14 protein-coding genes are annotated in these 23,408 nt (G+C 63.7%); 6 read left to right on the top strand and 8 right to left on the bottom strand.

Going from position 1 to position 23,408, the window contains the following annotated elements; translation table 11 throughout:
- Positions 1–49: 49 nt before the first annotated feature.
- Together BHD08_RS19140 and BHD08_RS19135 are read right to left on the bottom strand one after the other, a co-directional pair.
- Positions 50–907, bottom strand: coding sequence for an SDR family oxidoreductase (locus BHD08_RS19140; protein WP_125024291.1), 858 nt, complete (start codon positions 905–907; stop codon positions 50–52).
- Between the two features lie 106 nt (positions 908–1,013).
- Positions 1,014–2,030, bottom strand: a complete 1,017-nt coding sequence (locus tag BHD08_RS19135; protein WP_125024287.1) for a zinc-dependent alcohol dehydrogenase family protein — start codon at positions 2,028–2,030, stop codon at positions 1,014–1,016.
- 262 nt (positions 2,031–2,292) lie between these two features.
- On the opposite strand from BHD08_RS19135, the gene BHD08_RS19130 reads away from it, so the two are divergent.
- The 5 genes from BHD08_RS19130 to BHD08_RS19110 all read left to right on the top strand — a co-directional run bounded on the left by BHD08_RS19130 (position 2,293) and on the right by BHD08_RS19110 (position 10,526).
- Positions 2,293–3,210, top strand: coding sequence for a LysR substrate-binding domain-containing protein (locus tag BHD08_RS19130; RefSeq protein WP_125024284.1), 918 nt, complete (start codon positions 2,293–2,295; stop codon positions 3,208–3,210).
- A 233-nt stretch (positions 3,211–3,443) separates the two neighbouring features.
- Positions 3,444–4,673, top strand: coding sequence for a multidrug efflux RND transporter periplasmic adaptor subunit MexE (gene mexE, locus BHD08_RS19125; RefSeq protein ID WP_125024281.1), 1,230 nt, complete (start codon positions 3,444–3,446; stop codon positions 4,671–4,673).
- Positions 4,674–4,770: 97 nt separating this feature from the next.
- Positions 4,771–7,941 carry an efflux RND transporter permease subunit gene (locus tag BHD08_RS19120; protein ID WP_125024278.1) on the top strand — a complete coding sequence of 1,057 codons (3,171 nt, stop codon included), beginning with the start codon at positions 4,771–4,773 and terminating at the stop codon, positions 7,939–7,941.
- The gene (locus BHD08_RS19115) at positions 7,938–9,386 is read left to right on the top strand and encodes an efflux transporter outer membrane subunit (RefSeq protein WP_125024276.1); all 1,449 of its coding nucleotides are present in this window, start codon (positions 7,938–7,940) and stop codon (positions 9,384–9,386) included. Before BHD08_RS19120 ends, BHD08_RS19115 begins: the two co-directional genes overlap by 4 nt.
- Positions 9,387–9,533: 147 nt before the next feature.
- Positions 9,534–10,526 (top strand): TRAP transporter substrate-binding protein, encoded by a 993-nt coding sequence (locus BHD08_RS19110; RefSeq protein WP_125024273.1) that lies wholly within the window; start codon positions 9,534–9,536, stop codon positions 10,524–10,526.
- Between the two features lie 58 nt (positions 10,527–10,584).
- Here BHD08_RS19110 and BHD08_RS19105 read toward each other — a convergent pair whose 3' ends face one another.
- From BHD08_RS19105 to BHD08_RS19090, 4 genes are read right to left on the bottom strand one after another with little or no spacing between them, the layout of a single operon-like run.
- Positions 10,585–12,072: an efflux transporter outer membrane subunit gene (locus BHD08_RS19105; RefSeq protein ID WP_125024270.1), complete on the bottom strand. Its 1,488-nt coding sequence runs from the start codon at positions 12,070–12,072 to the stop codon at positions 10,585–10,587.
- On the bottom strand, positions 12,069–15,173 hold the full coding sequence (locus tag BHD08_RS19100; protein WP_125024267.1) for an efflux RND transporter permease subunit: 3,105 nt from the start codon (positions 15,171–15,173) through the stop codon (positions 12,069–12,071). The genes BHD08_RS19105 and BHD08_RS19100 overlap by 4 nt, the downstream gene beginning before the upstream one ends.
- A gap of 28 nt (positions 15,174–15,201) precedes the next feature.
- Positions 15,202–18,282, bottom strand: coding sequence for an MdtB/MuxB family multidrug efflux RND transporter permease subunit (locus BHD08_RS19095; protein ID WP_125024264.1), 3,081 nt, complete (start codon positions 18,280–18,282; stop codon positions 15,202–15,204).
- Complete coding sequence (locus BHD08_RS19090) at positions 18,279–19,520, bottom strand: MdtA/MuxA family multidrug efflux RND transporter periplasmic adaptor subunit (protein WP_125024261.1); 1,242 nt, start codon at positions 19,518–19,520, stop codon at positions 18,279–18,281. Before BHD08_RS19090 ends, BHD08_RS19095 begins: the two co-directional genes overlap by 4 nt.
- A gap of 284 nt (positions 19,521–19,804) precedes the next feature.
- Here BHD08_RS19090 and BHD08_RS19085 point away from each other — a divergent pair, with 284 nt between their 5' ends.
- The gene (locus BHD08_RS19085; protein WP_015276955.1) at positions 19,805–21,271 is read left to right on the top strand and encodes a lipid II flippase MurJ; all 1,467 of its coding nucleotides are present in this window, start codon (positions 19,805–19,807) and stop codon (positions 21,269–21,271) included.
- Between the two features lie 110 nt (positions 21,272–21,381).
- Here BHD08_RS19085 and BHD08_RS19080 read toward each other — a convergent pair whose 3' ends face one another.
- Positions 21,382–22,569 carry an NAD(P)-dependent oxidoreductase gene (locus tag BHD08_RS19080; RefSeq protein ID WP_125024378.1) on the bottom strand — a complete coding sequence of 396 codons (1,188 nt, stop codon included), beginning with the start codon at positions 22,567–22,569 and terminating at the stop codon, positions 21,382–21,384.
- A 316-nt stretch (positions 22,570–22,885) separates the two neighbouring features.
- Positions 22,886–23,386 (bottom strand): thiol peroxidase, encoded by a 501-nt coding sequence (tpx, locus tag BHD08_RS19075; RefSeq protein WP_015276953.1) that lies wholly within the window; start codon positions 23,384–23,386, stop codon positions 22,886–22,888.
- Between the last annotated feature and the right edge of the window lie 22 nt (positions 23,387–23,408).

The raw sequence follows: 23,408 nt of genomic DNA, 5'->3' as shown, positions 1-23,408 counted from the left end.
GTTCTCCAAGCGTGGATGTGGCCGGGCCATTCGCTGGCCCGGCAATGGGTCAGCCGTTGACCACGGTGCCGCCGTTGACGTGGATGACCTGTCCACTGACGTAGGCTGCATCGCTGCTCGCCAGGTAGACGTAGGCGGGCGCCACTTCATCGGGCTGTCCGGGGCGCTTCATCGGCGTGTTGGAGCCGAATTCGGCGACCTCGTCGGCATCGAAGGTCGAGGGAATCAAGGGCGTCCAGATCGGCCCCGGCGCGACGCCGTTGACGCGAATGCCACGCTCGGCGAGGTTCATCGACAGCGAACGGGTGAAAGCGGTGATCGCGCCCTTGGTTGCCGAATAGTCCAGCAACTGCGGGCTGCCCTTGTAGGCCGTGACCGAGGTGGTATTGATGATCGAAGCGCCCTTGCCGAGGTGCGGCAGCGCCGCCTTGGTCATCTGGAACATGCCGAAGATGTTGGTGCGGAAGGTCTTCTCCCACTGCTCTTCGCTGATGTCCTCGAGCTTTTCCTGCGGGTGCTGCTCGGCGGCGTTGTTGATCAGGATGTCGAGCTTGCCGAACGCGGCGAGGGTTTCGTCGATGACCTTGCGGCAGACCTCGCGATCGGCCACGTCACCGGCGAAGGTCAGGCAGCGACGGCCGTACTGTTCGACCACAGTACGAGTTTCCTCAGCGTCCTGATGCTGGTCGAGGTAGAGGATCGCCACGTCGGCGCCCTCACGGGCGTAGAGCACGGCCACCGAGCGGCCGATGCCGCTGTCACCATCGGTGATGATCGCCACCTTGCCTTCGAGCTTGCCCGCCGCCTTGTAGTCTTCGCCGCGGTATTCCGGGCGCGGGTTCATCAGCCCTTCCTTGCCGGGCTCGGGCTGCTCCTGCGGCGGGAGGGTCTGATTGTCTTCAGCCATGGAAAATCCTCCGTCTAGGTTGTGAGCCTGTCTTCGGAGGACTGGAACGGCGCGATAAAAGTTTCTGCGGGGCGATGAGAGGGCCCTGTACAGGGCCCTTCAAGGCTCAGCCCAAGGTCAGCACGACACGACCGCGGGGGATGCCACTTTCAACATACCGATGGGCTTCGACGGCCTGTTCGAACGGAAACTGCCGATCGACCTGCGGGCGCAGCAGGCGGTCGGCGGTAAGCTGATTGATATGCTGCAGCGCGCGCTCGACAGCCTCGCGATTCTGCTCGATGCCCAGCTCCGGTTGCCCGGTGAAGTCGCACAGGCAGTGCAGGAAGAACTTGAAGTTCTTCTTGAACGCCGCGCAGACCGGCAGCGCGGTCTCGTTGCCACCGTTCATGCCGTAGAGAATCAGCTTGCCCAGCGGCGCCATGACATCGCCCAGCAGCTTCATCTGCGAGCCGCCGCAGGCATCCAGCACCACCTCGACGCCACGGCCTTCGGTCAGCTTCTGCAGGCGGCCGACCAGGTCTTCTTCCTCGGTGACGATCACCGTCTCGGCACCCAGTTCGCGCAGGTAGTCACGGTCCTCGCTGGTGTCACAGGTGGCGATCACCCGTCCGCCCAGCGCCTTGGCCAGCTGCACGGCCGCCGGGCCGGTGCAATGCGCGGCCTGATTGATCAGCACGTACTGGCCCGGCTCCAGCTGGGCCAGTTCGACCAGGGCGAAATAGCTCACCAGCATCGGCGTGTAGTGGATCGCCGCCTCGCTGGCGCTGAGCATGTCCGGGTAGTGCACCAGTGCCTGCTGCGGTAGCAGCGCGTGCTCGGCGTAGAGCGGATACTGATTGAGATCGTGGGCCGGGAAGCCGGCAACCTGATCGCCGACGCTGAAACCCTGGACGCCCTCACCCACCGCCAGCACCTCGCCTGCCACTTCGCTGCCGAGCCCGGCAGGCAGACGCGCGTGTCGTGGCGCAAGATCCTGGCGCCAGAGCACGTCATTCCAGCTGACGCCGATGGCACGAACGCCGATCAGCACCTCGCCGGGGCCGGCAACCGGCACCGCGCGCTCCTCGTGGCGCAACACGTCGGCCGGACCGAACTGATGAAAACGGATGATGCGGGACATTTCGACCCCTCACTTACTACTGTGCAAACGGACTCTATCGTCAGTATCGTCACAACTCCAGCGAACGGCGTGGATTCCCATTGATAGTCCCCATGCGCCGTAATGATGGAACTGCGTATGTATCCCTGCCAGGCATTGCAGCTTTGTGCATTTCGAAAGCGGGATCGGGCATGCCGCTGGCTACCGAAGCTGTCTAGAATGCATACCACCCTCCAGAGCCGGATGCCTCCTGGCCCGGCTGCAGGCTCGACGTGAACCAGGTATGAATCGCAACGACCTTCGCCGTGTTGACCTCAATCTGCTGATCGTTTTCGAAACGCTGATGCACGAGCGCAGCGTGACCCGCGCCGCAGAAAAGCTGTTTCTAGGCCAGCCGGCGATCAGCGCAGCGCTGGCACGCCTGCGCACCCTGTTCGACGACCCGCTGTTCGTGCGTACCGGCCGCAGCATGGAGCCTACGGCTCGCGCATTGGAGATCGCGAAGCTGCTATCGCCGGCACTGGATTCGATCTCTACTGCCGTCAGTCGTGCCTCGACCTTCGATCCGGCCACCAGCAGCCAGGTGTTTCGCATCGGCCTGACCGATGAAGTCGAGTTCGCCCTGCTGCCACCGCTGCTGCGCCGCCTGCGCGCCGAAGCGCCGGACGTGGTGCTGGTGGTACGCCGAGCCAACTACCTGCTGATGCCCGGCCTGCTGGCATCCGGCGAGATTTCCGTGGGCGTCTGTTACACCGAGGAACTGCCGGCCAACTCCAAACGCAAGGTGCTGCGCCGTCCCAAGCCGATGCTGTTGCGCGCCGACAGCATTCCCGGCCGGCTGAGCATGGAGGACTACTGCAGCCGCCCGCATGCGATGGTCTCCTTTGCCGGCGATCTCAACGGCTATATCGACGAGGAACTGGCGCTGCACGGCTGCAAGCGCAAGGTGGTCCTGGCGGTGCCGCAGTTCAATGGCCTGGCCAGCCTGCTCGCCGGAACCGACATCATCGCCACCGTTCCGGATTACGCCGCCGCCGCGCTGGCCGCCAACGGCGGCGTGCGCGCCGAACCGCTGCCGTTCCAGACCAGCCAGGACTTCGAGCTATCCATGGCCTGGCGCGGCGCCCAGGACAACGACCCCGCCGAACGCTGGCTGCGCTCGCGTATCCAGATGTTCGTTGGTGATCCGGACAGCCTTTAAAACCGCTTCATTTGCTTTTCACTTCTGTGTTTCGGTGTCCTGAACCGCTGGCGAGGCACTAGCCGGTGTTCCGCCAAAGCGGCGCCTGCCGCACAGCGCACCTCGCCCGGCGCTGATTCCGAATCGTTAACCATCACCGCCAATGATATTCACCTTCGCCTTGTTCGATTTCTGCTGAACGACTTGACCACGCAGACTCCTGCCATCAACAAATCCGACTTGCGGAGTCAAGCATGGAACGTTCGTTCAACGCCTTGCGTTTTCCCCTTATCGCCCTGACGGTGCTGATCACCGCCGCTTGTGGCAAGGCACCGGAGGCCACCCAGTCGGGCATGCCGCCGCCCGCCGTCAGCGTCGCGGAAGTCATCGAGCAGCAGGTGACCGAGTGGGACGAACTCACCGGCCGCCTGGAAGCGCCGGAATCGGTGGAGATCCGCCCGCGCGTGTCCGGCTTCATCGACAAGGTGGCCTTCGAGGAAGGTGCGCTGGTGAAGAAAGGCGACCTGTTGTTCCAGATCGATCCGCGGCCGTTCCAGGCCGAGGTCAAGCGCCTGCAGGCCCAGCTGCAACAGGCCCGTGCCATCCAGCAGCGCACTGTTGCCGAGGCCGAACGCGGCGAGCGCCTGCGGCAGAAGAATGCGATTTCCGCCGAGCTGGCCGATGCCCGCGTCAGTGCCGCCAGCGAAGCCCGTTCGGCGACGGCGGCGATTCAGGCACAACTGGATCACGCGCAACTGGATCTGTCCTTCACCCGCGTGACGGCGCCCATCGACGGTCGCGTCGGCCGCGCGCTGATCACTTCCGGCAATCTGGTCAACGCTGGCGAGGCGCTGCTGACCACGCTGGTCTCCACCGACAAGGTCTATGCCTATTTCGAGGCCGACGAGCGTACCTACCTCAAGTACCGCGAGCTGGCGCGCAATGGCGACCGTGGTGAGGCGACTCCGGTCTACCTCGGCCTGTCCAGCGAGGACGGCCACCCGCATCTGGGCCATATGGACTTCGTCGACAACCAGGTCGACCCGCGCACCGGCACCATCCGCGGCCGCGCTGTGTTCGACAACCGCAACGGCAGCTTCACCCCCGGCCTGTATGCACGGCTGAAGCTGGTCGGCAGCGCCACCTACGACGCCGTGCTGATCAAGGACGTCGCCGTTGGTACCGACCTCGGCAAGAAATTCGTCCTGGTGCTGGCCGAAGACGGCACCGTCGCCTACCGGCCGGTCGAGCTCGGCCCCAAGCTCGAAGGGCTGCGCATCGTCCGCAGCGGTCTGGCCAAAGGCGAGAGCATCGTGGTCAATGGCCTGCAGCGAGTGCGCCCGGGCAGCCCGGTGCAGCCGGAGTCGGTGCCCATGGCCGACGCCGAAACGCTGGCCACCCTGCGTCAACAGAACCGTGCGATCAGCGAGGCGATGAAGCCACAGGTCGTCGAACGCACCCTGGCGCAGCGCCCAAGCAGCTGAACACGGCCTCTCAACTGACCTGAACTCCGGCGCGCCTGCCGCGCCAATCCGATCGATCCGCCAGGGCGCCAACGCGCGCCCTACCCCGGAGTGCGCCATGAATTTCTCGCAATTCTTCATCAAGCGGCCAATCTTCGCCGCCGTGCTGTCGCTGGTGATCCTCATCGGCGGGGCCATCTCGCTGTTTCAGCTGCCGATCAGTGAGTACCCCGAAGTCGTTCCGCCCACCGTGGTGGTGCGGGCCAACTTCCCCGGCGCCAACCCCAAGGTGATCGGCGAAACCGTCGCCTCCCCGCTGGAACAGGCCATCACCGGCGTCGAGGGCATGCTCTACATGTCCTCCCAGGCGACCGCCGACGGCAAGCTGACCCTGACCATCACCTTCGGCCTGGGCACTGATCTCGACAACGCCCAGGTGCAGGTGCAGAACCGCGTCACGCGCACCATGCCGACCTTGCCCACCGAGGTGCAGCGCCTCGGCGTGACCGTGGACAAGGCCTCGCCGGACCTGACCATGGTGGTGCACCTGACTTCGCCGGATCAGCGCTACGACATGCTCTACCTGTCCAACTACGCCGCACTCAACGTCAAGGACGAGCTGGCCCGGCTGGATGGCATTGGCGATGTGCAGCTGTTCGGCATGGGCGATTACTCCCTGCGCGTCTGGCTCGACCCGGAGAAGGTCGCCTCGCGCAACCTCACCGCGTCTGACGTGGTCAACGCGATCCGCGAGCAGAACCGCCAGGTCGCCGCGGGCTCGTTGGGCGCACCGCCAGCACCGGGTGCCACCGATTTTCAGCTGTCGATCAACACCCAAGGCCGCCTGGTCACCGAGGAAGAATTTGAGAACATCATCATCCGCGCCGGTGAAGATGGCTCGATCACCCGCCTGCGGGATATCGCCCGTGTCGAGCTGGGCTCCAGCCAGTACGCGCTGCGTTCGCTGCTGAACAACCAGCCCGCGGTGGCCATTCCGGTATTCCAGCGCCCGGGTTCGAACGCCATCGAAATCTCCGATTCGGTACGCGCACGCATGGCCGAGCTGAAACGCGACTTCCCGGAAGGCGTGGACTACGAGATCGTCTACGACCCGACCATCTTCGTGCGCGGCTCCATCGAAGCGGTGGTGCATACCCTGCTTGAGGCCATCGTGCTGGTGGTGCTGGTGGTGATCCTGTTCCTGCAGACCTGGCGCGCCTCGATCATTCCACTGGCCGCCGTGCCGGTGTCGCTGATCGGCACCTTCGCGGTCATGCACCTGCTCGGTTTCTCGCTCAACGCGCTGTCGCTGTTCGGCCTGGTGCTGGCCATCGGCATCGTGGTGGACGACGCCATCGTCGTGGTGGAAAACGTCGAGCGCAACATCGGCCTCGGCAAGTCGCCGGAGGAAGCGACCCGTCAGGCCATGAAGGAAGTGACCGGGCCGATCATCGCCACGGCGCTGGTGCTCTGCGCGGTATTTATCCCGACTGCATTCATTTCCGGCCTCACCGGGCAGTTCTACCAGCAGTTCGCGCTGACCATCGCCATCTCCACGGTGATCTCGGCGTTCAACTCGCTGACCCTGTCGCCGGCACTGGCCGCTGCGCTCCTCAGGTCGCACGACGCGCCAAAGGACGGCTTCTCGCGGCTGCTCGATCGGATTTTTGGCGGCTGGCTGTTCGCCCCGTTCAACCGCATGTTCGACCGCGCCAGCCACGGCTACGTCGGTCTGGTGCGGCGCATCCTGCGCGGTAGCGGCATTGCACTGGTGGTCTATGTCGGACTGGTCGGCCTCGGCTACATGGGCTTCGCCAGCACGCCGACCGGTTTCGTGCCGCCGCAGGACAAGCAGTATCTGGTCGCCTTCGCCCAGCTGCCGGACGCCGCCACACTGGACCGCACCGAGGACGTGATCAAGCGCATGTCGGAAATTGCCGGCAAGCACCCGGGCGTGGAAAACACCGTGGCCTTCCCGGGCCTGTCGATCAACGGCTTCACCAACAGCCCGAACAGCGGCATCGTCTTCACTCCGCTCAAGCCGTTCGATGAGCGCAAGGACCCATCGCTCTCGGCCAACGCCATCGCGGCGGACCTGAACGGCCAGTTCGCGCAGATTCAGGATGCCTTTATCGCCATCTTCCCACCGCCACCGGTACAGGGGTTGGGCACCATCGGCGGTTTCCGTGTGCAGGTGCAGGACCGCGGCAACCTCGGCTACGAGGAGCTGTACACCCAGGTGCAGAACGTCATTGCCAAGAGCGCGGACTATCCGGAGCTGGCCGGCCTGTTCACCAGCTATCAGGTGAACGTGCCGCAGGTGGATGCCGACATCGACCGGGAAAAAGCCAAGACCCACGGTGTGCCGATCGACGAGATCTTCGACACCATGCAGGTCTACCTCGGCTCGCTGTATGCCAACGACTTCAATCGCTTCGGCCGTACCTATCAGGTCAACGTCCAGGCCGACCAGAAGTTTCGCCTGGCACCAGAGCAGATCGGTCAGCTGAAGGTGCGCAACAACCGCGGCGAGATGGTCCCGCTGTCGACCTTCGTCAACGTCACCGACAGCGCTGGCCCAGATCGGGTCATGCACTACAACGGCTTCCTCACCGCCGAGATCAACGGCGCGGCCGCGCCGGGCTACAGCTCCGGTCAGGCCGAGGCGGCCATGGAGCGACTGCTCAAGGCTGAACTGCCGAATGGCATGAGCTACGAATGGACCGAGCTGACCTATCAGCAGATCCTCGCTGGCAATACCGCAATCTTCGTCTTCCCGCTTTGCGTGCTGCTGGCCTTCCTAGTGCTGGCGGCGCAGTACGAGAGCTGGAGCCTGCCGCTGGCGGTGATCCTGATCGTGCCGATGACGCTGCTCTCGGCGATCACCGGGGTGATCCTCGCCGGTAGCGACAACAACGTGTTCACCCAGATCGGCCTGATCGTGCTGGTGGGCCTGGCATGCAAGAACGCGATCCTCATCGTCGAGTTCGCCAAGGACAAGCAGGAGGAAGGCATGGACCGGCTGGCCGCCATCCTCGAAGCCTGCCGCCTGCGTCTGCGGCCGATCCTGATGACCAGCTTCGCCTTCATCATGGGCGTGGTGCCGCTGGTGCTCTCCAGCGGGGCCGGTGCCGAGATGCGTCATGCCATGGGTGTCGCGGTGTTCAGCGGCATGCTCGGGGTGACCTTCTTCGGGCTCCTGCTGACCCCGGTGTTCTATCTGGTGATTCGCGCCTTCGTCGAGAAACGCGAAGCCCGCAAGGCGGTTTACAAGGAGGTTCAGGCATGAAGTTCTTCGCCCTTTCACTGCTCTCTCTGGCACTGAGCGCCTGCGCGGTCGGCCCGGATTACCGGGCACCGCAACCTGAACCGGCGCGCATCAGCCAAGCAGCGAGTGGCGATTACGACCGCTCGCGCTTCGAGGCAGCCTGGTGGCAACAGTTCGAAGACCCGACGCTGGATGCCCTGGTCGGCGAAGCGCTAGGCGAGAACCGCGAACTGCGCATCGCCTATGCCCGCCTGCGTGCCGCCCGGGCGATCCGCGATGACGTCAGCAATGATCGTCTGCCCACCGTCACTGCCGGTGCCAGCGCCGATATCGGCAAGGCCCAGCAGCCGGGCGTGACCGAGCAGCGCGTGAATGCCGAACGCTATGACCTGGGCCTGGACATGGCCTGGGAGCTGGACCTATTCGGCCGAATCCAGCGCCGTCTGGAATCCAGCGAGGCGCAGGCCGATGCCGTCGAAGCCGAGCTCTATCAGCTGCAGGTCAGCCTGATTGCCGAACTGGTGGATGCCTACGGCCAGTTGCGCGGTGCCCAGTTGCGCGAGCGCATCGCGCGCGACAACCTGGCGACTCAGCGCGACTCCCACGAGCTGACCGAGCAGCTTCGCGAAGCGGGTGTTGGCAGCGAGCTGGACGTGCTGCGCGCCGACGCGAGGCTGGCGGCGACCGAAGCCAGTCTGCCGCAGCTCAGGGCGCAACAGGCACGTGCGCGCAATCGCATCGCCACCCTGCTCGGCCAGCGCGCCGATCAGCTCAGCGTCGACCTCTCGCCCCGCGAGCTGCCGGCAATCGCCAAGGCGCTACCGATTGGCGATCCCGGCGAGCTGTTGCGTCGGCGGCCGGACATTCGTGCGGCCGAACGCCAGCTGGCGGCGGCTACTGCGGATGTCGGCGTCGCCACTGCTGATCTGTTTCCGAGGGTCAGCCTTTCCGGCTTCCTCGGCTTCATCGCCGGGCGCGGTTCGCAGATCGGTTCCAGCGCCGCTCAGGCCTGGGGGGTGGCACCGAGTATCAGCTGGGCGGCGTTCGATCTAGGCAGCGTGCGGGCGCGCCTGCGTGGTGCCGAAGCCGATGCCGACGCGGCGCTGGCCAGCTATGAGCACCAGGTCCTGCTGGCACTGGAAGAGTCGGAGAACGCCTTCAGTGATTACGCCAATGCCCAGCAGCGCCTGCTTTCTCTGCTGCGCCAGTCCACCGCCAGCCGTGCCGCTGCCCGGCAAGCGGAAATACGCTATCGCGAAGGTACGGCCGATTTTCTGGTGTTGCTGGATGCCGAACGCGAACGCCTGACGGCCGAGGATGCCCAGGCGCAGGCCGAAGTGGAGCTCTATCGCGGGGTGGTCGCGCTGTACAAGGCGCTTGGCGGCGGCTGGGAAGTGACCGATAAGTCACTGCGGACCAGCAACGCGTCGATGGCGCCAGCGGAGGGACACCAGGCAAAACTGTGACACGCTGCCACTCCCGTCGGGTTGGTTCGGGAAAGCGCTTTCAGTCGTCATCTATCTTTGGCATAAGGGGCGGCTGAAAGCCTAGACGTGTCCTAGCGGTCGGTCCGCATGGATGCACTGCCAACCAACCAGAATAAAGAGTCTTTCATGAAGCCGATCATTACTCTTGCCGGGGTCTTGCTGGCGCTCGCCAGCGCCTGTGCCCAGGCGGAGCCCATCGTCATCAAGTTCTCCCACGTAGTGGCCGACGACACCCCCAAAGGCAAGGGTGCATTGATGTTCAAGCGCCTCGCCGAAGAGCGCTTGGCCGGTCAGGTACGCGTCGAGGTCTATCCCAACTCGACGTTGTTTGGCGATGCCACCGAGCTCGAAGCGCTGCGCAACGACGAGGTCCAGTTGCTCGCGCCATCACTGGCCAAGTTCGAGCAGTACACCAAGCAGCTGCAGGTATTCGACCTGCCCTTCCTGTTCGACGACATCGAGGCAGTCAATCGCTTTCAGAAGCGCGCCAAGGGCAAACAACTGCTGCGTTCCATGGAAGACAAGAACATCACCGGTCTGGCCTATTGGCACAACGGCATGAAGCAGCTGTCGGCAACGCGCATGCTGCGCCAGCCGAGCGATGCTTCGGGCCTGAGTTTCCGAATCCAGCCGTCCGCCGTTCTGGAAGCGCAGTTCGGCACTGTTGGCGCATCTACCCAGAAGATTCCCTTCGCCGATGTCTACGACGCCCTACGCGCCGGTACCGTACAAGGCGCTGAAAATCCCTGGTCGAACATCTACAGCAAGAAAATGCACACCGTGCAGCCCTATATCATCGAGACCGATCACGGCGTGCTCGACTATATGGTGGTGAGCAACACGCGCTTCTGGATGGGCATGCCGCACAAGATCCGCTTCGAACTCGAAGCGATCCTCGATGAGGTCAGCTTCATGGTGAACCGTGAGGCCGACGAGCTGAACCGGGCCGACCGCGAGCGGATTCGCCAGGCCGGCACGTCGGAAATCGTCGCCCTGACCCCGGAAGAGCGTGAGCGCTGGCGTGAAGCGATGCGTCCGGTGTGGCAGCAGTTCGAGCCGGTGATCGGCGCGGACATCATCAAGGCTGCCGAAACGGTCAACCGCAAGCAGCGCAACTGACCGGACCTGCAATGCAAAAAGCCCTGCCTGTTGGCGGGGCTTTTTTATGCCCGTGCACTCAGCGTTCGGTGGTCGAAAGTACCGGCGCCTGCTCCAGTTGTTGAGCATCCCAGCCACCACCCAGCGCCGCGATCAGCAGCACACTGGCGGTCAGCCGGTCGCCAAGCAACGTCAGGTTGGTGCGCTGGTTGTTCAGCGCGGTGGTCTGCACCGTTGCAACGCTGAGGAAGTCCACCGTACCGGCGCGATACTGGTTCTCGATCAGCCGCAGGGATTCCTGTGCAGCCTCCAGCGCCTCACGCTGAACCACTGCCTCCTCTTCCAGCACGCGCAGCTGCACCAGGTAGTCCTCCACCTCGCGGAAGCTGTTCAGCACCGTCTGCCGGTAACTGGCCACGGTCTGATCGTAACTGGCCTCGGCCCGCTCCAGTTCGGCACGCCGTCCACCGAAGTCGAGCAGCGTCAGTGCCAGTTGCGGCCCCAGTGACCAGAACCGATTGGGCACGCTGAACAGGTCGCTGAAGCTGCTGTTGCGATAGCCGCCGCTGGCCGACAATGTCAGGTCCGGATACCAGGCGGCCTCCGCCACGCCGATGTTGGCATTGGCCGCCATCACCTGACGCTCGGCCGAGGCGATATCCGGACGACGCTCGAGCAACTGCGACGGCACGGCGAGCGGTATCGCCGGCAACGGCGGGATATCTTCGCGCACGGCGATGCCCAGTTCCGACGGCGCCACGCCCACCAGCACCGCGATTGCATGCTCCATCTGCGCCCGTTGCCACTTGAGGTCGATGGCCTGCGCCTGGGTGCTCTTGAGCTGCGTCTGCGCTTGGCTGACATCGGACCGGGGCACGATGCCGGCGCGATACTGGTTCTCGGTCAGGCGCAGCGAGCGCGCATAGGCTTCGACCGTCTGGTCGAGCAGCCGCTGGTGTTCGTCGATCACCCGCAGTTGCAGATAGGTCTGCACCAGTTCCGCCTGCAGACTGAGCCGAGCAGCAGCGAGGTCAGCGGCGCTGGCCTGCATATTGGCGCGATTGGCTTCCAGGTTGCGGCGCAAGCGGCCCCAGATATCGGCCTCCCAGGATGCGCTCAGGCCCGCTTCGTAGCTTTCACCCACCCCACCATTGAAAGTACTACCGGTGCTGCTGGTGCTACCGCTGCCTTGGGCCGAACGACTGACGCCAGCGCTGCCGGACAGGATCGGAAACAGCTGCGAGCGCGCGCCGCGAACCAGCGCTCGTGCCTGGCGGAACTGCGCCTCGGCAGCGGCAATGTTCTGGTTGGAGACATTCAGCCGGCTCACCAGTGCATCCAGCTCGGCATCGCCGTACAGCCGCCACCACTCGCCACGCTGCAGCGCATCGGCCGGCGTGGCGGGTTTCCAGCCTTCGGCCTGCTTGAATTCGCTGGCCAACGGCAGGTCCGGCCGTTGGTAGTCGGGCCCCAGCGTGCAGGCTCCCAATGACAGGGCGAGCACGGCAACCGCGAGGGGGCGCAGGGCATGCTTCAGCGATGAGGGGTTCAGCGACGGCGAATTCATAGCGAGTTTTCCAGGGCGGCATCGGTGCGAACACCGCGCCAGCTGTTGAAACGATGGCGCAGACGATCCAGGTACAGATAGACCACCGGCGTGGTGTAGAGCGTGAGGATCTGGCTCAGCAGCAGCCCACCAATGATGGTCAGACCCAGCGGCTGGCGCATTTCGGCCCCTTCCGCACCGCCGAGCAGCAGCGGCAGCGCACCGAGGATGGCCGCCATGGTGGTCATCAGGATCGGCCGGAAACGCAGCAGGCAAGCACGATGGATCGAGTCGGCGGGCGACAGCTTGTCCTGACGCTCGAACTGCAACGCCAGATCGATCATCAGGATGGCGTTCTTCTTCACCACGCCGATCAGCAGGAACAACCCGAGCAACGAGATCAGGCTGAACTGGTCGCCGGTGAGGATGATCGCCAGCAAGGCGCCCACACCCGCCGAGGGCAAGGTGGAAAGGATGGTCAGCGGGTGGATGTAGCTCTCGTAGAGAATGCCCAGCACGATATAGACCAGCAGCAAGGCGCCGAGAATCATCAGCGGCTGGCCTTCCTGGGTGGTCTGGAAGGCGCTGCCGGTGCCGCCGAGACGGCCCTGCACTTCACTAGGCATGCCGATGGCCGCCACCGCCCGCTCGATGGCCAGGGTCGCCTGGTCGAGACTAACGCCGGGGGCCAGGTCGAAGTCGATGTTCTCGGCGGCGAATTGGCCATCGTGGCTGACGCGATCTTCCTCCAGGCTGCGCTCGTAGCGGGCAAATGCGGCCAGCGGCACGCGGCGGCCGTCACTGGTCACCACGTGAATCTGCTCCAACACCTCCGGGTACTGCGCGTAGCTCGGATCGATCTCCATCACCACCTGGTACTGATTGAGCGATTCGTAAATGGTCGAGATCTGCCGCTGGCTGAAAGCATTGTTGAGCAGCGTGGTCACGGTGCTCATGTCGATGCCCAGACGCTTTGCCGCATCACGGTCGATCTTCAGGCTGATCTGCTGCGCACCCTCGCCGTCGTTGGCGTCGATGCTGGTGAGCTCCGGCAGGTCGGATAGCGCCCGGGTCACCTGTGGCACCCAGGTGCGCAGGTCGTTGAGGTCGCTCGCCAACAGCGTATAGGCATAGGCCGAGCTGCTCTGCCGGCCACCGCCGAATTGCAGGTCCTGGTCGGCCATGAGGAACATCCGTCCACCGGGCACCTTGGGCTGATTCTTGCGGATGCGCTCGATCACCTTTTGCGCCGAAATACCGCGCTCATTCAACGGTTTCAGCCGCACGATCATGAACGCGTTGTTGATGCCGCCCTGCCCGCCGATGAAGCCGGCCACGCTTTCCACCGCCGGGTCGGCGAGGACTGCCTTGCGGAAGATCTCCATCTTCGGTTGCATGACTTGGAACGACATGCCGTCGTCGCCGCGAATAAAGCCGGTGATCTGCCCAGTGTCCTGCTGCGGCAGAAATGTCTTGGGCACCTGCACGTAGAGCACCACGTTCAGCGCAATGGTCGCCAGCAGGCTGAGCAAGGTGATGCGCCGATGGCGTAGCGCCCAGCTCAGCGAACGATCGTAGTAGCGCAGCAGCCACTGATGAGCATCGTGGCTCCAGCGCTGCAGGCGCCCTTCCTTCTCCGGCTCATGCGGCTTGAGCCAGCGCGCGCAAAGCATTGGCGTCAGGGTCAGCGAGACCAGCAGCGACACCAGGATTGCCGCCGCCAGGGTGATGGAGAACTCGCGGAACAGCCGTTCGACGATGCCGCCCATATAGAGGATGGAGACGAACACCACCACCAGCGACAGGTTCATCGACAGCAGCGTGAAACCGACCTCGCGGGTGCCGACGTAGGCCGCCTTCAGCGGTGGCATGCCATCGTCGATATGCCGGGCGATGTTCTCCAGCACCACGATGGCGTCGTCCACCACCAGGCCGGCGGCGAGGATCAGTGCCATCAGCGACAGCACGTTGAGCGAGAAGCCGAACATGTACATCACGGCAAAGGTGCCGACCAGCGACACCGGCACCGCCAGTGCCGGGATCAGTGCGGTGCGCAGGCGGCCGAGGAACAGGAACACGAGCACGATGACCAGGCCTACCGCGATCAGCAGGGTGCGCTCGGCCTCGTGCAGCGTGGCGCGGATCACCGGTGAGCGGTCCATGGCGATGTTCAGGTCGACGCTGCCCGGCATGATCGCCTGCAGCGCCGGCAGCTCGCGGCGGATGCCCTCGATGGTCTCGATGATGTTGGCGCCGGCCTGGCGGTTGACGATCAGCAGCACGGCCTGTTCGTTATTGAAGAAGCCACTGTTGTAGCGGTCCTCCACCGAATCGCGCACTCGCGCCACGTCACCCAGGCGCAGTGCGGCGCCATCCTGATAGCGGATGATCAGTGGTGTGTAGTCGGCGGCCTGGTGCAGCTGGTCATTGGCGCGCACCTGCCAGTGCTGGTCGGCATCCTCGACCATGCCCTTGGGCCGGCGCACGTTGCCGTTGGCGATGGTCTGGCGCACTTCATCCAGCGACACACCGTACTGCTCCAGCTGCTGCGGCTGCAATTCGACACGCACCGCCGGCAGCGAGCTGCCGCCGACCTGGATCTCGCCAACGCCGGAGACCTGCGACAGCTTCTGCGCCAGGATGGTGGAGCCGATGTCGTACAGCTCGGCCTTGTCCAGTACCTCGGAAGTCAGCGAAAGCACCATGATCGGTGCCTGCGACGGATTGATCTTGCGGTAGGTGGGCAGGCTGCGCATGCCGCTGGGCAACAGGTTGCGCGAGGCATTGATGGCCGCCTGCACGTCGCGGGCAGCGCCATTGATGTCGCGATCCAGATCGAACTGGATGATGATCCGGGTCGAGCCCTGGCTGCTGCGGCTGGTCATCTGGCTGACCCCGGCGATACTGCCCAGCGAGCGTTCCAGCGGTGTCGCCACGCTGGAGGCCATGATTTCCGGGCTGGCGCCGGGCAGGCTGGCCTGCACGGTGATCACCGGGAAGTCCATGTTCGGCAGTGGCGATACCGGCAGCAGGCCGAAGCTGACCCCGCCGAGCAGCAGGATCGCCAGGCTGAGCAACATGGTCGCTACGGGGCGGGCAATAAAGGGCGCAGAAAGGTTCATGCCCGCCCCCGCACGATCGCAGGCCGGCTCACGCTTCGGCCTCCAGCAGCGGCTCGCGACGACGCCCGAAGCGCTGGCCGAGGCGGTCGAAGAACAGGTAGATCACCGGTGTGGTGAACAGCGTCAGCAGCTGGCTGAGCAGCAGACCGCCGACCAGCACCAGGCCCAGCGGCTGACGCAGTTCGGCGCCGGAGCCGGATGCCAGCATCAGCGGAATCGCACCGAACAGCGCCGCCAGCGTGGTCATCAGGATCGGTCGGAAACGCAGCAGCGCCGCCCGGTAGATCGCATCCTGCGGGCTCATGCCCTGGTGCCGTTCGGCCTCCAGGGCGAAGTCGATCATCATGATCGCGTTCTTCTTGACGATGCCGATCAGCAGGATGATGCCGATGATCGCGATCAGTCCAAGGTCGTTGCCAGTCAGCAGCAAGGCCAGCAGCGCCCCGACCGCTGCCGAAGGCAGCGTGGAAAGGATTGTGATCGGATGGATGTAGCTCTCGTAGAGCACACCAAGCACGATGTACATAGTCACCACTGCCGCCAGGATCAGAAGTAGCGTGCTCGACAGCGAGGCGCGGAAGGCCTCTGCGGCCCCTTGGAAGCGCGTCTGGATGCCAGCCGGCAGGCCGATTTCCTGCTCGACCGCCTCGATCACCCCGACCGCCTTGCCCAGCGACACGCCGGAGGCCAGGTTGAACGACAGCGTTACCGCGGGGAACTGGCCGATATGGTTGATCAGCAGCGGCGCGTTGCGCTGCTCAAAGGTTGCCAGGCTCGAAAGGCGCACCGGTGTGCCTCCTTCGCTCTGCACGAACAGCTGCTCCAGCGCCTGCGGGCCGAGGCGATTGCCCGCCTCCGCCTCCAGCACCACGCGATACTGGCTGGCCTGGGTGAAGATGGTGGATATCTGCCGTTGGCCGAAGGCGTCGTACAGCGCATCGGTGATGTCCGCCACCTGAATGCCCAATCGCGCCGCCGCGTCGCGATCGATATCCAGGTAGATCTGCAGGCCACTGCTCTGCAGGTCGCTGGCCACATCGGTCAGTTCCGGCCGCTCACGCAGGGCCTCGACCAGCCGCGGCGTCCACTCCTGCAGCAGCTCGCTGTCCGGCGTTTCCAGGCTGAACTGGAACTGCGTGCGGCTAACGCGATCCTCGATGGATAGATCCTGTACCGGCTGCAGATACAGCTCGATGCCCGGCACCTTGGCCAGCTCCGGTCGCAGCCGATCGATGATCTGGCTGGCGGTCAGGTCGCGCTCGCCGTGGGGCTTGAGGTTGATCAGCAGACGGCCGCTGTTGAGCGTGACGTTGTCGCCGTCCACCCCTATATAGGAGGACAGGCTGTCCACCGCCGGATCGGCCAGGATCACCCGGGCCAGCGCCTGCTGACGCTCGCTCATGGCGCGGAAGGAAATCGACTGCGGCGCTTCGCTGATGCCCTGAATGACACCGGTGTCCTGCACCGGGAAGAAGCCCTTGGGCACAGCGAGATAGAGCACAACGGTCAGGCCGAGCGTGGCCACCGCCACCAGCAGGGTCAGCGTCTGGTGGCGCAGCACCCAGGTCAGCCAGCGCGAGTAGCCGCCGATCAACCGCTCGACCCAGTCGGGTTTCGCCTCCGCGAGGCTGTGCGGCTTGAGCAATTTGGCGCACATCATCGGCGTCAGCGTCAGCGAGACCACCAGCGAGATCAGAATCGCCACGGCGAGGGTAATGGCGAATTCGCGGAACAGCCGGCCGACGACGTCCTGCATGAATAGCAGCGGAATCAGCACGGCGATCAGCGAGAAGGTCAGCGAGATCAGCGTAAAACCAATCTGCCGTGCGCCCTTGAGCGCCGCATTGAGCGGTGTCTCGCCCTCCTCCAGATGCCGCGCGATGTTCTCCAGCATGACGATGGCGTCGTCCACCACGAAGCCGGTGGCGATGGTCAGCGCCATTAATGTCAGGTTGTTCAGGGAGAAGCCGCAGACGTACATCACCGCAAAGGTGCCGACCAGCGACAGCGGCACGGCAATCGATGGAATCACCGTGGCCGAGAGCTTCTTGAGGAAGACGAAGGTCACCATCACCACCAGGAAGGTGGCGAGCATCAGCTCATGCTGTACATCGGTAACCGCGGCACGGATGGTCTGGGTGCGGTCGGTGAGGACAACCACATCGAGCCCGGCCGGCATGCTGGCGGTCACTTCCGGTAGCAGCGCCTGGATGCGTTCGACCACATCGATGACATTGGCGCCCGGCTGACGCTGGACATTCAGCAGCACCGCCTGGCTCTCGTTGGCCCAGGCCGCGAGGCGCTCGTTTTCGGCGCCGTCGACGATATCGGCGACATCCTTCAGCCGCAGGGCTGCGCCATCCTGGTAGGTCAGGATCAGTTCGGCGTATTCCTCCGGCGTCTTCAGCTGGTCATTGGCATCGAGCATCGACACCCGGGTCGGACCGTCGAAGTTGCCCTTGGGCTGGTTGACGTTGGAGCTGGTGATCAGCGAACGCACGTCGGCCAGCGACAGGCCGTAGGCGGCAAGTGCTTCGGGATTGGTGCGGATACGCACTGCCGGGCGCTGGCCACCAGCGATGCTGACCATGCCGACGCCGTTGATCTGCGCCAGTTTCTGCGCCATCCGTGTATCGACCAGATCGTGCAGCTTGGGCAACGGCAGCGATTCGGAGGTCACCGCCAGGGTCAGTACCGGCGTGTCGGCCGGGTTGACCTTGTTGTACACCGGCGGTGCCGGCAGGTCGTTGGGCAACAGGTTGTTCGCCCCGTTGATCGCCGCCTGCACCTCCTGCTCAGCCACATCCAGGGCGACGTCCAGCGAAAAGCGCAGGGTGATCACCGAGGCGCCGCCGGAACTGGTCGACGACATCTGCGCCAGGCCCGGCATCTGCCCGAACTGACGCTCCAGCGGTGCGGTCACCGCGCTGGTCATCACTTCCGGGCTGGCGCCTGGATAGAGTGTCATCACGCGGATGGTCGGGTAATCCACCTGTGGCAGCGCAGCCACCGGCAGCAGCTTGTAGGCGATCAAGCCGGCCAGCAGGATCGCGACCATGCTCAGCGTGGTCGCGACCGGGCGCAGGATGAACAGGCGGGAGATGTTCATTGCGCCTCGCGCTCCGCGGCCTCGCCACCCCCGAGCACGGGATTCTCGGCGGCCTCTTCGGCCATGCGGCGACTGCCGACCACTTCCACCTCGGCACCGTCGCGCAGTCGGTCGGTACCTTCCATCACCACGCGTTCACCGACCTCCAACCCCTCCAGCACCACGGTCGTTTCGCCATTGCTCGGCCCGGCCTTGAGCAGGCGCAGCTGCACCTTGTTGTCCTCGCCAACGACATAAGCGAATGTGCCGCGCGAGCCGAACTGCAACGCAGCCGAGGGAATCAGTACCGCATCGCTCAGGGTTTCCACGCGCAGGCGAACATTGACGAACTGGTTGGGGATGAGCAGTTCCTGCTCATTGTCAAAACGCGCCTTCAGCCGCAGGGTGCCAGTGGTGGCGTCGATCTGGTTGTCGATGCTTTCCAGCAAGCCTTCACCGAACATGAGCTTTTCACCGCGATCCCAGATCTGCACGGCCAGCTTGTCACCCTGACGGTAGCGGGTCAGCACCGGCAACAGATCGCCTTCAGGGAGCGTGAAGCTGATCGACATCGGCTGGGTCTGGGTGATCACCACCAGCGGCGTGGTGTCATTGGCCGCGACCAGGTTGCCAACATCGAGCTGGCGCAGGCCGACGCGGCCATCGATGGGTGAGCGAATCTGGGTGAACTCCAGGTTCAGCCGTGCCTCGTTGACCGATGCCTGGTTGGCTGCCAGCGTGCCCTGATACTGGCTGACCAGCGCTTCCTGGGTATCCAGGGTCTGCTTGGCGATGCTGTCATCGGCGAAGAGCCCGCGGTAGCGCTCGAAGTCGACCTGGGCGTTCTTCAGCTGGGCACGGTTCTGCTGCAAGGTCCCCTCGGCCTGCTGCAACGCCACCTTGTAAGGGCGTGGATCGATCACCGCCAGCAAGTCGCCCTTCTTCACGCGTTGACCTTCCTCGAAACGCAGTTCAACCAGTTCCCCGCCTACGCGGCTGCGCAGATTCACGGTATTGAGCGGCGTTACGCTGCCAAGCGCCTTGTTGAACACCTCGAACTCGCCCTGCTCCACCTTGGCGACGCGCACGGGAACCGGTCCGCCAAACGCACCAAAGCCTGGCCGGCCGCCGGGACGCTGCGGCGTTTCCTGCGGCGCCGGCCATAGCCACCAGACCAGCAGGCCGATGGCGGCCACGGCAAGGATGAGGAGCAGCCAGCGAGGGCTGAAACGAGCGGGATTGGAGTGAGCCTCGGACATGAACGGCGTTCGCTTGAAAAGGAGCGTGAACCATAAGCAGTCGCGAACCGCTCGCAAAGTGCCTTTACGGCATTTTTACGTATCGACATGTATGTCAGCCCGGTTTGACAGCGTTGCCCCGGAACCATGCAGCAGGTCTTAAGTCTATTTACCGTTCTTCTCGCTGCACCGGGTTTGCACGTGAAGAAAAGCTGTGAGCAGGCCAGGCGTCTGCCAGCACGTCGAATCGGACATTGTCGTGTCGTTAACGGGCCATCGCATCGATGGCCGCAAAGGATCAAGGAATGAATGTATCGCTGGTCATCCTGGCGCTCACTGTCGCCAGTTTTCTTCTCGGTTTCCTGCGCGATCTGTTCATCGCCCGCTCCTTCGGCCTCAGCTGGGAAGCGGATCTCATCTTCGTAGCGCTGATACTTCCGCTCTTCTTCGAAAATTTCCTTGGCCTGGCGTTGCGCGACGCCTTGATCCCGTACCTGCAAAAGCTGCGCAGCCAGTCGCAATCGCTGTTCGAGGCGGTGGCGCGCTGGCTTTACTGGCGCATCATGCTGCTCGGTGGCGCAGTCTGCCTCGTGATATTGCTGACCAGCTATTGGGTGCTGAATGCACTCGCGCCGGGCTGGACCCCGGAACAGGTCGCCAACGGCCAACTGGTCTTCTGCGTCGGCGCACTGCTGATCGGGGTGCAGGCAGCGCTGTACTGCCAGGGCGCATTGTTGAACATGGACAACGTGTTCATCCTGCCGATGACCCGGACGCTGCTGCTCAATGCCGGAGCGATCATCGGCATCCTCCTGTTCGAACCCAGCGGCATGGCGATCTTCCTTGGCATGCTGTTGCCTCAGCTCGTCCTGATCGTTGTGCAGCACCGCCGCATTCGCTACCTGAGAGGAGAAGCACAAGCACTGGAGAAAGGCCACGGCAGCCAGTTCGGCCTGGCCTTCGCCCCCGTGCTGCTGGCCGCCGGCGCACAGCAGGCCTGCATACTGGCAGAGCGGATGTTCGCCTCGTTTCTTGAGGAAGGCAGCATTACCATGCTGTCGTTTGCGTTCCGCATCGTAACCATACCGCTGACGCTGTATGCGATGTCGGTGCTGTCAGTGCTGTTCCCGCAGTTCTCGGCCAGCTGGAACGACCAGGATCACACCGGCCATGCCGCAGTGATCCGCAAGGGCCTGCTGGCAACGCTTCTGTTCCTGGTCCCGGCGACCGTGGTGCTTTGCTCCTTTCCGGAAGCCGTGGTTTCGGTGCTGCTGGAGCGTGGCGAGTTCGGCGCCGCCCAGACCCAGGCCACGGCATCGTTGATGGTCATCTACGCGCTTGGCCTGCCGGCGATGGGTCTCGCCCTGCTCTGGGGGCGCGCATTGCTCGCTCAGCATCAGGTCCGCCTGTTTCTGGTGATCACGCTGATCAGCTCAGCCATGACGATCGGTCTGGATGCTGCGCTTTACCGGCATTACGGGGCCGCCGGCCTGGCATTGGCCTTCTCCAGTGGCGCAGCATTGCAGGCGATGTTCATGGGACTGTTCGTCTATCGCGCCTCGCCGAAAGGGGCTGGCGTCGCGGTACTGGCCCGCTGGCTGGCGACAGCAGTCGTGGTGGCCGCTGCGCTGCATTTCGTGCCGCAGCCACATGGGCTGATTGAGCTGTGCCTGTATATCGGGCTGGTGCTCGCAGCATTCGCCGCCGGCGTGACACTGCTTGGCGAGCGTGACCTGTTCCGGCTTCGTTACTGGTCCATGCACAAGGCCTGAGTGCCGCTGCATTGCAGCTCATCGTTTCGTCGAGGTCACGCAGAGAAGTCACGCAGAAACAAAAAGGCCGCTGTCGGATGACAGCGGCCTTTTTCTCGAAAGGGTAACGCTCAGCCACCGAAGGCCAGCATACCCATCGTGTTGATGCTCGGTGTAGTCCAGGCGTCGGCCTTGCTCTCGACTTCCACCAGACGCGGTTTGCGCTGTTCCATGACGATATCCAGCGCACGACTCGGCAGGATGTCGATGTCGTCGAAGGTGATGATCTGGCCCGGCTCGACGGCGCGCTTGAGAGCAGTCTTGCGCAGCAGGCCGATCGGTACGTGGTCCGGATGCTGAGCCAGCTTGATGGCCTCGCCACGGAACTGGAAACCACCGATACCGCGTTCGATCAACTCGCCCGGTTTCATCGCACGCTTGGCGATCGCGGCAACGCCCAGGGTCGGCTCAGTGGAATTATTGAGCAGCACGCCGCCTCCATTCAGCACGCGGCGCACGGTCTTGCCGACTTCCAGTGAACACAGGTGGAACGGACGCACCAGGGTGTAGAACGGCCCACGACCTAGCTTGAAGTACTCGATGGCGCGCGCCTGATCCTCGTCGTGCTTGCCGACCAGAAACACGCCACCGGCCGGATAGCCGGAAGGAATGACGTAATCGACGATCGGCTGCCCTACTCGCTCGGCCATCATGCCTAGCAGACTGGCGCTATCGTCCAGATTGGTCGAAGCCAGCCCTTCCATGCCCTGACGGGTGATGGTCGCGCCGAGACCGTTGCCGATGATCACCTGCTCGATCTGCACCTTGGTGCCGTCGGTAAACGAAGTGGTCTGGTCGATGCTGATTCCCTGGCGATTGGCCCAGTAAGCCATGTCCTCGGGCGAAGGATCATGGTTCAGGTAGCCTTTCATATTGCCGTAGACCAGCGGCTCGAAACCCATCTGCAGAGCATCTTCGCGCAACGCAGCAAGAGAGCCTGGCTGGTCGCCCTCCGCTTCGGTCAGGAAGCCTTTACCTGCCAGATAGGAACCGGTGGTTACCTGCAGCTCGGCATTGACGGTAACCACTTTCAGCCCGGCCTCGAATGCACGTTCGATGACCGACGTTCCGTGGAACACGTCACCGCTGCACTCGACGACCAGATCGGAATGGTCGATCAGCTCGTCCAGTGAATTGGTGAGTGCATCCGCTAGCGGAAAGTCAGCCATCGAGGAAAGCGGGCGGCGTGTCAGAACGCGGGAGATTTGCATGTCCGGATAGTGATTTCTGATCAACCGGACAAAGCCGCGGGCGATCATTCCGGTTCCGGAAACACCGATTCTCTTGATCTCTGAAGTAGGCATAAATGAATCCATTCAATGGGCATCAGCGCTATGACAGCAGCCGAGCGAAAAGATTTTTGAAAAGCTGCCTATTTGCGACTTTTGCAGACTTCTCCACACCCGGAACTCCTGAGCCGGGTGGCGTGAGAGAAATTAGTAGCCCGTGGACGTTTGCGCTAATTGACGACGACAAGCGGTTCGGCATCCGGCGATGGTTTTCCGCCGTCAGAAACGAAACGGCGAGGCCTCGTAGTAGAGCGCCTCGCCGTTTGCGTGTCGCTAAGCGACGAAATCAGGCGAGCGAAGCGATGGCCGCCTCGTAGTTCGGCTCGCTGCCGATCTCGCCGACCAGTTCGCTATGCAGCACGCGATCCTGCTCGTCCAACACGACAACTGCCCGCGCTGCAACGCCCGCCAGAGGCCCACTGGCAATCGCCACGCCATAGTTCACGAGAAACTCGGCGCCACGCATGGTCGACAGGTTGACCACATTTTCCAGCCCCTCAGCGCCGCAGAAGCGCTTCTGCGCGAACGGCAGATCTGCGGAGATACAGAGCACCACGGTATTCGCCAGCGCATTGGCCTGCGTATTGAACTTGCGCACCGAAGTGGCACAGGTCGGGGTATCAACGCTCGGGAAAATATTGAGGATCTTGCGCTTGCCGGCGAACGCCGAGAGTTCGACATTGGCGAGATCAGCACCAACCAGGCTGAATGCCTTGGCCTGCTGACCGACTTGCGGGAATTCACCGGCTACCTGGACGGGCGCGCCTTTCAGAGTGATTTCAGACATTGCTTGGCTCCTTGATGCACAG

The sequence above is a fragment of the Pseudomonas sp. SCT genome, assembly GCF_003864275.1.
Taxonomy (GTDB): Bacteria; Pseudomonadota; Gammaproteobacteria; order Pseudomonadales; family Pseudomonadaceae; genus Stutzerimonas; species Stutzerimonas stutzeri_AE.
This window is presented reverse-complemented; position numbering and strand designations above follow the sequence as displayed.

What these genes read in the sequence shown, in the direction of transcription:
- BHD08_RS19140 (WP_125024291.1), bottom strand. Translation starts at nt 907, where the DNA reads ATGGCTGAAGACAATCAGACCCTCCCGCCGCAGGAGCAGCCCGAGCCC.
- BHD08_RS19135 (WP_125024287.1), bottom strand. Translation starts at nt 2,030, where the DNA reads ATGTCCCGCATCATCCGTTTTCATCAGTTCGGTCCGGCCGACGTGTTG.
- BHD08_RS19130 (WP_125024284.1), top strand. Translation starts at nt 2,293, where the DNA reads ATGAATCGCAACGACCTTCGCCGTGTTGACCTCAATCTGCTGATCGTT.
- mexE (WP_125024281.1), top strand. Translation starts at nt 3,444, where the DNA reads ATGGAACGTTCGTTCAACGCCTTGCGTTTTCCCCTTATCGCCCTGACG.
- BHD08_RS19120 (WP_125024278.1), top strand. Translation starts at nt 4,771, where the DNA reads ATGAATTTCTCGCAATTCTTCATCAAGCGGCCAATCTTCGCCGCCGTG.
- BHD08_RS19115 (WP_125024276.1), top strand. Translation starts at nt 7,938, where the DNA reads ATGAAGTTCTTCGCCCTTTCACTGCTCTCTCTGGCACTGAGCGCCTGC.
- BHD08_RS19110 (WP_125024273.1), top strand. Translation starts at nt 9,534, where the DNA reads ATGAAGCCGATCATTACTCTTGCCGGGGTCTTGCTGGCGCTCGCCAGC.
- BHD08_RS19105 (WP_125024270.1), bottom strand. Translation starts at nt 12,072, where the DNA reads ATGAATTCGCCGTCGCTGAACCCCTCATCGCTGAAGCATGCCCTGCGC.
- BHD08_RS19100 (WP_125024267.1), bottom strand. Translation starts at nt 15,173, where the DNA reads ATGAACCTTTCTGCGCCCTTTATTGCCCGCCCCGTAGCGACCATGTTG.
- BHD08_RS19095 (WP_125024264.1), bottom strand. Translation starts at nt 18,282, where the DNA reads ATGAACATCTCCCGCCTGTTCATCCTGCGCCCGGTCGCGACCACGCTG.
- BHD08_RS19090 (WP_125024261.1), bottom strand. Translation starts at nt 19,520, where the DNA reads ATGTCCGAGGCTCACTCCAATCCCGCTCGTTTCAGCCCTCGCTGGCTG.
- BHD08_RS19085 (WP_015276955.1), top strand. Translation starts at nt 19,805, where the DNA reads ATGAATGTATCGCTGGTCATCCTGGCGCTCACTGTCGCCAGTTTTCTT.
- BHD08_RS19080 (WP_125024378.1), bottom strand. Translation starts at nt 22,569, where the DNA reads ATGATCGCCCGCGGCTTTGTCCGGTTGATCAGAAATCACTATCCGGAC.
- tpx (WP_015276953.1), bottom strand. Translation starts at nt 23,386, where the DNA reads ATGTCTGAAATCACTCTGAAAGGCGCGCCCGTCCAGGTAGCCGGTGAA.